The sequence below is a fragment of the Nitrobacter sp. TKz-YC02 genome (assembly GCF_049852135.1).
GTDB classification, from domain to species: Bacteria; Pseudomonadota; Alphaproteobacteria; order Rhizobiales; family Xanthobacteraceae; genus Nitrobacter; species Nitrobacter vulgaris.
On the sequence record NZ_CP180728.1, the window covers coordinates 2,532,758 to 2,546,111 of the forward strand.

Consider the following 13,354-nt stretch of genomic DNA (forward strand, 5'->3'; position numbering starts at 1 on the left):
TTCTCCAAAGGCATCGCGAGGCGTTCGTCAGTCCAGCAGTTCGGCTAAATCCTGGACTACCAAGTGAGCCCCATGACGCTTCAGTTCCTCGGTATTCCCCTTGTGCGCAATACCGATCACAAGCCCGAAGTTCCCATTAACTCCAGCCTGCACTCCGGAAATAGCATCCTCAATGACAACGGACCGTGCCGGGTCAGCCCCCAGTAGCTTTGCCGCTATCAAAAACGTATCCGGGGCGGGTTTCCCGGAAAGACCTTGCGCATCGATGGTATCACCATCAACCCGCACCTCGAAGAAGTCGTCCAACTGGGCGATCTGAAGCACTGCCGTGCAATTATGACTTGAGGTGACGACGGCAATTTTGAATCCATTGCGGCGAAGCTGATGGATAAATTGCACGGTTCCCTGGTAGGGCTCTACACCTACATCCGCTATAATCTGGTTGATGAGGTCGTTCTTGCGGTTGCCAAGTCCACACACTGTCTCAACCTCTGCAGGGTCATCAGGGTTTCCTTCGTGGAGTTGGATTCCGCGAGAGCGGAGAAAGTCGCGAACACCGTCGAAACGGGGCTTGCCATCCACATAGAGCCGGTAGTCCGCGGCGAGATCGAAGGGACGGAATGCTTCCCCGCTATGCCTCGAACGCTTTTGAAGGTACTCGTCGAACATCTGTTTCCAGCACTTCGCGTGGAGGCCGGCGGTGTCCGTTACGACACCGTCGAGATCAAAGAGGACGGCGTCGTACTGATCGCGGCTGACGCGCCTGATATGCTGCCGCATGATCCTTCTCCAAAGACATCCCCGAGTTTTCTGCCACAGAACTGGATCGCAGCCAGACTATTCAAGTTTTCGTTCAATCGCGTTTCAGTCTCCTAATCGTTCGATCATCACGCCGCCGCTTCGAGGAGAGGCCTGTTCCAAATTAGACGTTGTCGGCCTCGGTCGAGTGAACGACCGCAGAAGACGCCTCCTGCCCCCATCTCCAGCCAGTGATCTCCGGCATATCGTCCCCATACCGAGCGATGAAGGCCCTGTGGTCGATGAGCTTGTCGCGGATGGCCTGCTTGGCATAGGCAGCGCGAGATCCGAGCTTCGGCACGCGATCGATTACGTCGCTTACGAGGTGGAAGCGATCTAGCTCGTTAAGCACGCACATATCGAACGGTGTCGTGGTGGTGCCCTCTTCCTTGTAACCCCGCACATGCACGTTGTTGTGGCCCGTGCGCCGGTAGGTCAGTCTGTGAATCAGCCACGGGTACCCGTGGAACGCAAAGATGATCGGCTTGTCAGTCGTGAAAAGCGCGTCGAAATCATGATCAGACAGACCGTGCGGATGCTCGCTCGGAGGCTGCAGCTTCATCAGATTGACGATATTGATGACGCGGACTTTCAGATCTGGCGCGTATCTTCGAAGGAGATCGACAGCGGCGAGCGTCTCCAGCGTTGGCACGTCACCACAGCAAGCCATTACGACATCGGGCTCGCCACCATGGTCATTGCTGGCCCATTCCCAAATACCCAATCCAGCTTCGCAATGCTTGACAGCCTCGTCCATCGTCAACCATTGAGGAGCGGGCTGCTTCCCCGCGACGACGACGTTGACGTAGTTTCGGCTGCGCAGACAATGATCAGTGACCGAGAGCAAGCAATTAGCGTCAGGGGGGAGATAGACGCGGATGACCTCAGCTTTTTTGTTAATGACGTGGTCGATAAACCCTGGGTCTTGATGGCTGAAGCCGTTGTGGTCCTGGCGCCAGACATGGCTCGACAATAAGTAGTTTAGCGAGCCAATAGGCCGTCGCCATGGAATGTGATTGCAAACCTTCAGCCACTTGGCGTGCTGATTGAACATCGAGTCAATGATGTGGATGAACGCCTCATAGCAGGAGAAAAAGCCGTGCCGGCCGGTCAGAAGATAGCCCTCGAGCCAGCCCTGGCATTGATGCTCGCTGAGCATTTCCATAATCCGCCCATCGGGTGCTAGATGATCATCCCAGGAGAAGGTGTTTGCGGCCCAGGCACGATTGGTGACTTCTAGTACATCCTGCCAGCGGTTCGAGTTGTTCTCGTCTGGACTGAAGAGCCGGAAATTACGGGCCTCCATATTTAGCTTCATTACATCGCGAAGGAACCGACCCATGGCTCTCGTAGATTCGGCGGTTTCGGCGCCGGGTGCGGTCACGTCGACAGCGTAATCGCGAAAATTTGGCAGCCGCAGTTCGCGCAGGATCAACCCGCCATTGGTATGCGGGTTGGCGCTCATGCGACGTGCGCCTCGAGGGGCGAGGTCGGCCAACTCGGGGTGGAGCTGGCCGCTGTCATCGAACAGCTCTGAAGGTCGATAGCTCCTCATCCACTCTTCGAGGAGACGCACATGGGCCGCGTTCCGATGCATCTCACCCATCGGCACCTGGTGAGATCGCCAATAATCCTCTGTGCGCTTGCCATCAATTTCCTTCGGACATGTCCAGCCTTTGGGTGTGCGGAGTACAATCATCGGCCATAGTGGGCGCTCCTCAAATCCAACTTTGAGTGCAGCGGATTTAATGCGCTGAATTTCCCCGACAACCTTATCCATGGTTGCGGCCATCAGCTCGTGCATTTTTTCCGGCTCATCCCCCTCGACGAAATATGGCGTATAGCCGTAACCACGAAATAGATGATCCAATTCATCATGACTGATGCGCGCGAGAATGCAGGGATTGGCGATCTTGTAGCCGTTCAAGTGAAGTATCGGTAAGACCACCCCATCGGTCGCCGGGTTCAAGAACTTGTTGGAATGCCAGCTCGTTGCCAGCGGTCCAGTTTCCGCTTCGCCGTCGCCGACGACACAGGCCACGATTAAATTGGGGTTGTCGAAGGCCGCTCCGTAGGCATGTGAGAGGGCGTAGCCGAGTTCCCCGCCTTCGTGAATTGAGCCAGGGGTCTCCGGTGCAACGTGGCTCGGGATACCGCCCGGGAAGGAGAATTGGGTGAATAGTCGCTTCATTCCCTCTTCATCGGGAGAAATGTTCGGATAGACCTCGCTGTAGGTCCCCTCCAGGTAAGCGTTCGCGACCAGCCCGGGACCACCGTGTCCGGGGCCGGTGACGTAGATCACGTCGAGATCGTGCTTATTTATCACCCGGTTAAGGTGGACATAGATGAAGTTCAGGCCTGGCGTCGTTCCCCAGTGGCCAAGAAGCCTCGGCTTGATGTGATCCTTTGTGAGCGATTGCTTAAGCAGCGGGTTGTCGTAGAGATAGATCTGGCCGACCGAAAGGTAATTGGCCGCCCGCCAGTACGCATCCATCATCGCCCGCTCTTTGCTAGAAAGCGTGCTTGCCATCCCTACCTCCCAGCGATACCTGCAACGTTAAACCTGTTGTCAGTCCTCACCTAGAAGCTCCGATCCGCATCGCCATCGGCCCGCCCTCCCCCAGCATCACTTCCGTTCCCGGAAGATTGTCGCTGTGAACTCGGATGCGAATTCCGCCGGCCTTCCATACCTTTCACCGTTTGATGGTCATCCCGAAACCGAACAGCCAGTTTGATCTAGATCAAGAGCTGCCGATCGGACGTTGCAAAAGCGTAACCTGTATACGCTGTAGCATGAGTGCACAGACTGGCCGCCCGATCCCGTGAACAATTGGCGAAAGCAATCGAACCACGCATCGTGGGGGCGCTTTGATCGGCTATCAGAGAAGGGAGCAATTCCCTTTGGTCACCAGGCTCGCGTAGGTTCCTCTGCGGGGTGATCAAGAGCGCTTCAAAGCGATACTTGATGGCAATCGTGACGCTCCGCTTCGAACGATGGCAACTCCCAACATGGATCGGGACGCCGCAGCCAAGTTGACTCACAGATTCGGTGATCCATCATGGCTTGGCGAATGCTTGGCGGGTGAAAGAAAACCAATTTGGAACTGACAGTCTTTTTCAACGAGAAGGTGTATTTTTATGAGTGATTTGAAACTTCAAGGTCCAGACCTCAACTTTGAAACCTTTAGTGAGGGATTACGCATTACGCGAATTGCGGACAGTGAGCAGCGTACTTCGAACAGCGCTGAAGCGGTCGCGATCTTTGCAAAGATGGTCACGACGGAAATGCCGGGTACGTATCGAGAAAGGCTGTTTGGATTGATGTTCGATGCGCTGGCATAACCGCGCCGATCCAGACAGTGCCTTTTGGGGAGAGGGGGATTTTTCTGATGGACGATTTGAAACTCAGCACATCTGAGTTCATTTTTGAGGCTTCGAATACGGGCGTTATCATGACGCGCGTTGCCGATGGTCGATGGGTAGCGGGCATAAGCGCTGTTGCGACGGTGTATTCGAAAATGTTGAAGGCCGCTGACCCAGCGCGGCGGCCGATGCTTCTGGATTTGATGTTTAGAGCACTCGATTCGGATGACTAGATGCGACCCGGTTCAACCTATTCTCAGATTCGGGAAACCTGTTCTCGGAAAAAGGCTACCTAAAAATCATTTAGGTTTTTGTTGGCTATGCGGCATTTGCCTAGTGGCGACGGCGGTTCGGATGTTTTGAAGCTCCTCGCCGCCCTCGCCGGCGACGCAAAACACTCGCCAAAAGGCCAGCAGGTCGTGATGTCGCCGCACGTCACCGCCACGATAAGATTTCTGATGCTGGCTGGATGCAGGCTGCGGGAAATTTTGGATCTTCGATGGAAAGAGGTCGACCTCAATCGAGGCGTATTGCGCCTGGCAGACTCAAAGACAGGAAAGAATGTCGTATTCCTGCCAAGCGCGGCGACCGACATTCTGACGAACATTCCGCGCATCGGTGCATTTGTGATCGCGGGAGAGTCAGCTGGCACCAAGAAGGAGAAACCACGCGCCGACCTAAAGTGACCTTGGCAAGCCATTATCAAACGCGCTGGCGTGAAGGAGGCTCGTTTGCACGATCTGCGACACTCATTCGCCGCCGTAGGCGCTGGGCAAGGGCATGGTCTCCCGGCAATTAGCGCCCTCCTCGGCCTCGCGAACGCAAGCACCACGAAACGCTACGCTCACATCGCTGACGAAGTACCGCGGCGCGCGGCTGATGCGATCGGATCGGAAATAGCGAAGGCCATTAGTGGAAAGTAGCCCGCCCCGTTTGGTGAGGCGGGCCAAATTATTCAAGTTTGAATAGTTTCAGGCCGCCAGCCTCTCGTCGGTGGACGATGCCGATTAGCCTGCCATGCAGCCAACAATGCGTCCGCCACTTGTTGCGACGTTATTCCGGCACCGGCGCGAAGGGGATTCTGTCTATTACCCCCTAGCTCGTCCATAACGACATCGGCGTTGTTGACGTGGCGGGTGATCGATCGAGCAGCCAACTGGCACCATTAGACAACTCGACGTTGTTTCCTAGAAACTCCTCTAGCACCTGCACAGCGGAAAAAATGTCGTCGATTTGCTGACGTACGGCGTGAATAGCACAGTCGAGCTCGCCCCTGATTGGAACGGTTGTGGTAGTTTCAGAGGTAGCCATGATCGCTACTAGACGGCGGTTGCGGTTAGGGCCGGACGCGAGATCGCCACTTTGCTCCAGCCTGTTTTCGTGTTAACATGGCTTCATGAAGAATTTGAGTCGTGATAACATCAAAACACCAAAAAGGAGAGCGCCCGCTACTGGCGATCTAATTGGCGTTCGCGTCCAGCCCGGTATGGCCAAGGCCCTCGACGACTGGCGTCGGAAACAAGACGACCTACCTGGCCGTCCGGAAGCGGTTCGGAGGCTGGTAGAGATTGGGCTGAAAGCGAGGAGGGATAGATGAGCGAACCTACGGATTCTGAGCTAACCACGATCTTCCTCGTTCTGAACGAGGGCAGCCCGGATGAGCATGGTGTGCGCGTAGGCACCGTAAACTTGTCGTCGGAAGACGAGCGTATGCAGGAACTGATCGGGACCCCAAAAGTGTATGGCCTGGTCCAGGAGGCGCTAACGGCAGCGGGCGAAACAGTGGGCGCTCAGAGTTGCTTTGCATTCATCCCGGCTACCGACGAGGAGCGTAAAGCTTGGGAACAGGAGCGCCTGGGCACTCGCGAGGGTGTGTACTTTCTGCCCTATGAAGCGAGGAAGTGATGGCAAGGTGCCGCCTACAGACTGTTCATCGTCAACGCCTGCATTAAGAAACTGATGGCCTTTAGGGATCTGGCGCTCCGATGCAACCGGCAGCACCTCAACCAAGGACTGATTTGGAATGGTCTCACTCCACTCGGCCGGAAGGGTCGTGCCTGCATGACCTCATTTTGTTTATTCAATCAGCTTTGAAATACCGCACAGACCATCAGTCCCTCAGACGCGCCGTCATACGTTGGCAAAACCGTGATCGTTCAAGGGGCCGTTGATGAGGTTCACACGTCATAAACATGGGCGGCCACTGCCCGAACCAAGTCTTTACCGGATTCATTCGATTACAGGGCATAGCCCGCGTGATGTTGAGGAGATTCTGAAGGCGCACTACCCCGGCGGGCAGAGCGAGTTAGCTGATCAGGCGATCGTCAAGATGGTCGCGAAGGCTAGTCTAAGAACGATTGATCGTTCTCAGTCAGCCGTCTGAGCCGCAACCGGCGCTGTTGCGGGACTTCCGTCGTCGACTGGAATACGATGCGTCGAGTTGGTTCCACTGGAGGCTGGATTTGCCCAAGCGGGAGTTCAAGCTCATCTTCACGACGCAGGAGAACCTTGGGCTCTGGCCACTTCCGAGGCGGCGGTAGCTTAGGTCGACGAAGCGCTTTCTCAACCGCTTGAATTTCGTCCTGACTTAAGTCGTCCGCAGCCGCGTTTAGCTCGCCACAGAGGCGGCCCAGTTCTTTTTGCACGTCCTTCGGACTTAGCTCCGATAGAGATCGTTCTAATTTTTCTAGCCGTTTGGTGATGCGGTAGAGTTTTCCCGGAGTTTTCAGCCTTCGTTCAAATCGATAAATGTCTTTGACGGGAATCCCGGCCCTTTCGCTGAAGGGGCTGCACACGTCGAACGGAAAAATCGCGGGCCCTCCTCCAGTTCGACATGAACTAGGACGTCGCCTCCGTAGATTTCGCCAGCAACCTCTATGGCAATGCGCTGGGCGTATTCTCCTAGTGCCCGAATCTGTCGATCGGATGCCTTGTACGGCCTGAAATGAATGTAAGCTTCTGCAAGCTGCGCCAACGAAACGAATTCCTCTGCCTATTCACCCGCAGGTAGAATGGCTTAGACTTCGGTTCCGCGAAACAGAAAAAGAACAGGAATTGCAAACCGAAGAGCAAACCGGATAATCCGTTCTGCGTCTGATCCGGCTCAATGCCCTGTAAGTCTTTGAATTTGTTGGTGGCGGACGCAGTCAGATGCGAACGGGTCTTTCGAGCTTTACGGGAATTAAGCGCGGGTCGAATATGATCAAGATCAAGCGCACATTAAAAAAGTATTACGCCGTCACTTCCTGAATGAGCAGAATAATGGCTAAGATTACGAGCGGCCGTAAGCCGCCCCCGATTGAATACCGCTTTCTCAAAGGCAAGTCAGGCAACCCGCGGGGCCGGCCAAAGGGGCGATCAGCCAGCGCTCGATCGTGTGGCGGGTCGCCCTGAAAAAGGTTCGGGGGGCTTACGACGGCGAGCCCGTTTTCGGTCCGGCCACGCACAACGCTGCGCGTTTTCTCCTGAATCACCCGCTCGCTTTCATAGTCCAGCGCGCTGGTTGCCTCATCGAAAATCAGGATTCGAGGGTTTCCCACCAAGGCACGGGCAATGGCAACGCGCTGCCGTTGGCCCCCTGAGAGGCTGGCGCCGCGCTCACCGACCATGGTGTCGTAGCCTTCCGGGAGTTCCAGAATGAAGTCATGCGCCCCGGCGAGCTTCGCGGCGGTATGATGCTTCGCGACCAATCGTCATCATGTCGCCAGGGACGGCCATCATCGCCCAGAAATGTGGTCGGCGTGGTTCCAGTGAGATTTACGAGCGTGGCGATCAGGAGGACGAGCACAACCACGGCCAAAGGGCCAACGATGCCATTCCCCAGCCTAGATTACCTCATCGTGTCGTGCATCATCGCAGTCTCCTTTCATTCGGCGGCGGCTCGGAGATCGACGGGTCTGTCTTCGGGTTTTGTGGCTGGCTGGTTCCGCGTCAACCCCCAACCTTTGACGAGAGCGTAGATGGCTGGAATGACGACGAGGGTGAGCATGGTCGATGAGACCATGCCCCCGATCATCGGCACGGCGATGCGCTGCATGACTTCGGAACCGGCGCCGGTGCTCCAGAGGATCGGCACGAGACCTGCCATGATGGTAACAACGGTCATCATCTTAGGCCGCACGCGCTCAACAGCGCCGACCATGATTGCCTCATAAAGATCGGCCCGAGTGAACCTCCGACCCTGCTTGGCGCGCTTCGCTTTCACTTCAGTCATGGCTTGATCGAGATAAATCAGCATAACGACGCCCGTTTCAGCAGCAACGCCGGCAAGCGCGATGAATCCAACGGCTACGGCTACGGACATGTTGAAGCCGAGCCACCACATTAGCCACACGCCTCCAACGAGGGCGAACGGCAAGGACAGCATGACGATCAGCGTCTCTGTCAGCGCCCGAAAATTGAGATAGAGTAGCAGGAAGATAATCAGCAGCGTCACCGGTACGACGATCTTCAATCTTGCCTCGGCACGTTGCAGATATTCGTATTGGCCGCTCCAGCCGACCGAGTAACCCATCGGCAGCTTCACCGAAGCCGCAACCGCCCTTTGTGCATCCGCAATGTAGCCGCCAAGGTCGCGGCCGCTGATATCGACGTAGATAAAGGTCGCAAGCTGGCCGTTTTCGGTGCGGATCGCGGTCGCGCCACGGGTGAGCTGAACCTTCGCTACCTCGCCGAGCGGGATCGCGCCGCCGCCGGCAAGCGGGATTTCCACAACCGAGGCTATGGCCTGTGGGCTGGAGCGCAAGTCGCGCGGGTAGCGGATGTTAACGCCATAGCGTTCGCGCCCTTCGACCGTCGTCGTCACCGTCTGGCCGCCGAGCGCGGTGGCGATGACGTCCTGCACACCACCGATGGTAAGGCCGTAGCGGCCGAGCGCTTCCCGGTCGGGCACGATGTCGAGGTAATAACCGCCGATCACGCGCTAGGCATAGGCGCTCGATGTGCCGGGCAACGTGCGCAGCACCGCTTCGATCTGGCGGGCGATCTTCTCCATCTCGCCGAGATCGGTGCCAAACACTTTCACGCCTACCGGCGTACGGATGCCGGTCGAGAGCATGTCGATGCGGGCGCGAATAGGCATCGTCCAGGCGTTTGAGACACCAGGGAATTGCAGCGCCTTATCCATCTCAGCCTTGAGGCTATCGACGGTGATCCCCGGCCGCCACTGGTCCTTCGGCTTCAGGTTGATGATCGTCTCGAACATCTCCGTTGGAGCCGGATCAGTTGCCGTCGCGGCGCGCCCAGCCTTGCCATAGACTGACTCCACCTCCGGGAAGGACTTGATGATACGATCTTGCGTCTGCAGAAGCTCGGCCGCCTTCGTCACCGAGATACCCGGCAACGTCGTTGGCATGTAGAGTAGCGTGCCTTCATTCAGATTTGGCATGAACTCGGAGCCGAGCTGGCGCGCCGGCCAGATGCTGACGGCGAGCGCGACGAGCGCGAGCAGGATAGTCAAGGTCTTCGCCTTGAGCACCTCACGGATGATCGGCCGATAGGCCCAGATCAGGAACCGGTTGATCGGGTTCTTGTGCTCCGGGATGATGCGTCCACGCACGAAGACCACCATCAGCGCCGGCACGAGCGTCACGGATAGGAACGCTGCGGCCGCCATCGCAAACGTCTTGGTGAAGGCGAGCGGTCCGAAGAGCCGTCCCTCCTGCGATTCCAGTGTGAAGATCGGTAGGAACGAGACGGTAATGACCAACAGGCTGAAGAACAGGGCTGGCCCGACTTCGCCTGCCGCATCGATGAGAATCTGAACGCGCGGTTTGTCGGGCGGGGCACGCTCCAGATGTTTGTGTGCGTTCTCGATCATGACAATGGCGGCATCGATCATCGCGCCGACCGCAATCGCAATACCGCCCAAGCTCATGATGTTAGAACCGAGCCCGATGGCCTTCATGCCGATAAAAGCAATCAGGAGCCCGACCGGCAGCATCAGGATCGCGACGAGCGCGCTGCGCAGATGCAGCAGGAAGACCACGCACACAAGCGCGACGATGATGCTCTCCTCGGTCAGCGTGTGACGCAGCGTCTCCACAGCGGCTTTGATAAGGTGCGAGCGGTCATAGACCGGCACAATCTCCGCACCTTTCGGGAGGCTGCCGGCGATGTCGGCGAGGCGCTGCTTGACGCTGTCGATCACGGTCAATGCATTGGCGCCAAAGCGTTGCAGCACGATGCCGCTTGCGACCTCGCCTTCACCATTGAGCTCGGTGATGCCGCGCCGCTCGTCCGGGCCGATCTCGACGCGCGACACGTCCTTCAGGCGAAGCGGCACGCCCTGTTCGGACTTCAGGACGATGTTCTCGATGTCGGCCGGCGATTTGATGTAGCCGCGCCCGCGCACCATGAACTCGAACTCGGATAGCTCAAGCGTGCGACCGCCGACATCCTGGTTACTGTTGCGTACAGCATCACGTACGACAGCGAGGGAAATCCCCTGCGCTCGCAGGCGCAGCGGATCGACGACGATGTTGTATTGCTTGACGAAGCCGCCAACGCTCGCGACTTCGGCAACGCCTTCGGCCTTCGAGGCAACGAAACGGATCACCCAGTCCTGCAGCGAGCGTAGCTCGGCAAGGCTCATCTCGTTGGCGATAACGGCGTATTGATAGACCCAACCCACGCCCGTCGCATCGGGTCCGAGGCCCGGCGTCACGCCTGCTGGCAAACGCTTTGCAGCAGTGTTGAGATATTCGAGCACACGGCTGCGCGCCCAATAGGGGTCGGTGCCGTCCTCGAAGATCACATACACAAAGGAGACCCCGAAGAAAGAGAAGCCGCGCACTACCTTCGACTTTGGTACCGTCAGCATCGCGGTTGTCAGCGGATAGGTGACCTGGTCTTCGACCACCTGCGGAGCTTGGCCGGGGTAATCAGTGTAGACGATGACCTGGACGTCCGAGAGGTCCGGAATAGCATCCAGCGGCAGGGTCTTGAGAGCGTAGACGCCGGTGGCGACGGCGAAGACGGTGCCGACGAAAATCAGGACGAGATTGCGCGCCGACCACGCGATCAAGCGAGCGATCATGGCGTACCGCCCCCCGAGGTCAGACTGGTGAGCGCAGACTTGAGATTGCTTTCCGCATCGATCAGGAAGTTGGCGGAGATAACGACGCGGTCACCAGCCGCGATTCCGCCTCGAATTTCGGTGTAGCCACCACCGCGAGTGCCGATCTTGACCTCACGGGGCTCGAAGTGGCCTTCACCCTGATCGATAATGAGAATTTGACGGTTCCCGCTGTCGATTACCGCGTTGTCGGGAACGGTCACAACCTGATCGCTCGAACCGCTCGCGATTTCGACATCGGCATACATGTCCGGAAGCAAGGCTCCATCCGGATTGGGCATTTCAATGCGGACTTTGGCGGTGCGTGTCTCCCGAGCCACCCGCGGATAGATTAGGGCGACGCGACCGCTGAACGTTCGGCCTGGCGCTGCGTAATCGGATCGTGGCAGCAGCTCCGACGGCCACGGCACCAAGTTGAAATTCGGACACATCAGCGACGATCCAAACTGTCGAAATGTCGGCGATTCGGAAGAGGACCTCCCCGGACGTTGCCTTCATGCCCTCGACGGCATTTCGTTCCAATACGACGCCGCTTCGGGGCGCTCGCCATGTCATCGAAAGCGGTGGCCTGCGGGTCCTTTCAATTTCGGCGATGTCCTGAGTTGGAATGCCTAGATTTTCAAGCCTTTGCCGCCCGCCGCCGCGGGCGTTGTCCTTATCGCGAATGTTAAGGTCCGTCAGAAACTGCGCGCCGGCCACCGCGACCTCGGGCGAATAAAACTCTAGAAGGGTCTGGCCTTTGGTAATTCTGTCGCCTGTCGTCACCGCTGCGACCTTGCCGATGAAGGCGTCAGAGCGAGTCGCCACCACCGTCACCAGACGCTCGTCAAGCTGCACCGTGCCTGGGGCTCGCACGGAACTGACGATAGCCCTCTTAACAGCGACGTCTGTTCGCACGCCGGTTCGTTGCAGCTTGCGCACACTGATCTCGACGGACAAGCCATCGTCATCTTCGCCGGCATAGACAGGGATGTAGTCCATCCCCATCGAGTCCTTCTTTGGCACCGGTGAGGTGTCGGGCAGACCCATGGGATTGCGATAGTAGAGAATCTTTCTTGGTTCGCCGTTTACCGGCGGAGCGGCTTCCGCGATCGCCACTGGCTTCTCATCAAAACTGATGTCCTCGCTCGCATGCACAGCGAGGAAGTCACGCCTGTCAGCCGTCCTGCGCGGCTCAGCCGAGTAGACGGGACGGCCATCCGGGTCGCGATAGTAGATGATTGGCCCGGATACTGCGGGACCAGCATGGGCAACCGATGCTGCGCTATCTGACGAAGAAATCGCTCGGTTCCATGGGAAGGGAGGCAGCGCGATGGCGCGCTGGCCTGCCCAATAGCCTCCAGCCCCCGCCGCCAGAATGGCGGCGAAGGCGAGGCCTGTGCGGCCCGCTCGGTTCATGGTACGGCTCTAAAGACGAGCTTGTTTTCGACGGAGCCGGTCTCGCCCTGGACCTTCGCGCCGATCGAAAGCTGCCAGCCGCCGGCCATGCTGAGGTTGGCCTTGAACTGGTAGATGCCCGGTTCAGGGCTGGGGACCGGTGTCATCTTCGTCGCCATCTCCTGCATGCCGTCAGGCGCCATATCGAGCCGGGTCGCGAAGATCACGGCGTTTGGCACGGGCTTGCCGGCCACCTTGTTGATCAGGCGCACCGCGATCACGGCCTCGCCCTTCTTGATTTCGCTCTCAACGAGCTGAAACTCATAATCCTGAATGGCAGCCAAGGTCGGCGAGACGGTGCTGATGGAGGCAAGGCTGATCAGCGCCGCCGCCGCAGCGCACTTCAAGTTCGACTGTTTCATTGTCCGAGATTCCTAAAATCATCGTTCGAGCACGCGGATGCGCGGGGCTGATGGCAGGATCTTGCGATCAAGCCATGCGGCTTCACCGCGTGACCGTTTGGCCATGCGGTGCATGCGGCTCACGAAGGGCCGGCGATGGAATTCAGGCTCGGGGAGGTTTAGGCGGAGGTGGGTCCAGTAAAACGTCCCGCCAGATATCATCCCACGACATCTTCACGGCGGCCACGACAATGCGGGCCGGAATGGCCGCAGAGGCGGCAGGAGTGCCGGAAAAGCACTTCGCCATGCACAAGACCGCCATCGGGCAGGACTTTGAACA

General features: G+C 57.8%; 6 protein-coding genes and 4 pseudogenes. 4 read left to right on the plus strand and 6 right to left on the minus strand.

The window, feature by feature from the left end:
* Positions 1-27: 27 nt before the first annotated feature.
* The gene (locus ACM561_RS11985; protein ID WP_425905326.1) at positions 28-780 is read right to left on the minus strand and encodes an HAD family hydrolase; all 753 of its coding nucleotides are present in this window, start codon (positions 778-780) and stop codon (positions 28-30) included.
* Positions 781-922: 142 nt separating this feature from the next.
* Complete coding sequence (locus tag ACM561_RS11990; protein WP_425905327.1) at positions 923-3,328, minus strand: phosphoketolase family protein; 2,406 nt, start codon at positions 3,326-3,328, stop codon at positions 923-925.
* Between the two features lie 608 nt (positions 3,329-3,936).
* Between ACM561_RS11990 and ACM561_RS11995 the strand changes: the two genes are divergently transcribed.
* The 4 genes and pseudogenes from ACM561_RS11995 to ACM561_RS12010 all read left to right on the plus strand — a co-directional run bounded on the left by ACM561_RS11995 (position 3,937) and on the right by ACM561_RS12010 (position 6,066).
* Entirely contained in the window at positions 3,937-4,140 is a 204-nt protein-coding gene (locus tag ACM561_RS11995) for a hypothetical protein (protein WP_425905328.1), read from the plus strand.
* Between the two features lie 47 nt (positions 4,141-4,187).
* Entirely contained in the window at positions 4,188-4,394 is a 207-nt protein-coding gene (locus ACM561_RS12000; protein WP_425905329.1) for a hypothetical protein, read from the plus strand.
* A gap of 189 nt (positions 4,395-4,583) precedes the next feature.
* Positions 4,584-5,084, plus strand: a pseudogene (locus ACM561_RS12005) (site-specific integrase).
* Positions 5,085-5,754: 670 nt separating this feature from the next.
* Positions 5,755-6,066 carry a hypothetical protein gene (locus ACM561_RS12010; RefSeq protein WP_425905330.1) on the plus strand — a complete coding sequence of 104 codons (312 nt, stop codon included), beginning with the start codon at positions 5,755-5,757 and terminating at the stop codon, positions 6,064-6,066.
* Positions 6,067-7,391: 1,325 nt separating this feature from the next.
* On the opposite strand, the pseudogene ACM561_RS12015 reads toward ACM561_RS12010, so the two are convergent.
* The 4 genes and pseudogenes from ACM561_RS12015 to ACM561_RS12030 all read right to left on the minus strand — a co-directional run.
* Positions 7,392-7,829 (minus strand): annotated as a pseudogene (locus ACM561_RS12015) (ATP-binding cassette domain-containing protein); the annotation flags it as partial.
* A gap of 197 nt (positions 7,830-8,026) precedes the next feature.
* Positions 8,027-11,197: pseudogene (locus ACM561_RS12020) on the minus strand (efflux RND transporter permease subunit).
* Positions 11,194-12,634 (minus strand): annotated as a pseudogene (locus tag ACM561_RS12025) (efflux RND transporter periplasmic adaptor subunit). Before ACM561_RS12025 ends, ACM561_RS12020 begins: the two co-directional pseudogenes overlap by 4 nt.
* Positions 12,631-13,035 (minus strand): FixH family protein, encoded by a 405-nt coding sequence (locus tag ACM561_RS12030; protein WP_425905331.1) that lies wholly within the window; start codon positions 13,033-13,035, stop codon positions 12,631-12,633. The pseudogene ACM561_RS12025 and the gene ACM561_RS12030 overlap by 4 nt, the downstream one beginning before the upstream one ends.
* Positions 13,036-13,354 lie beyond the last annotated feature (319 nt).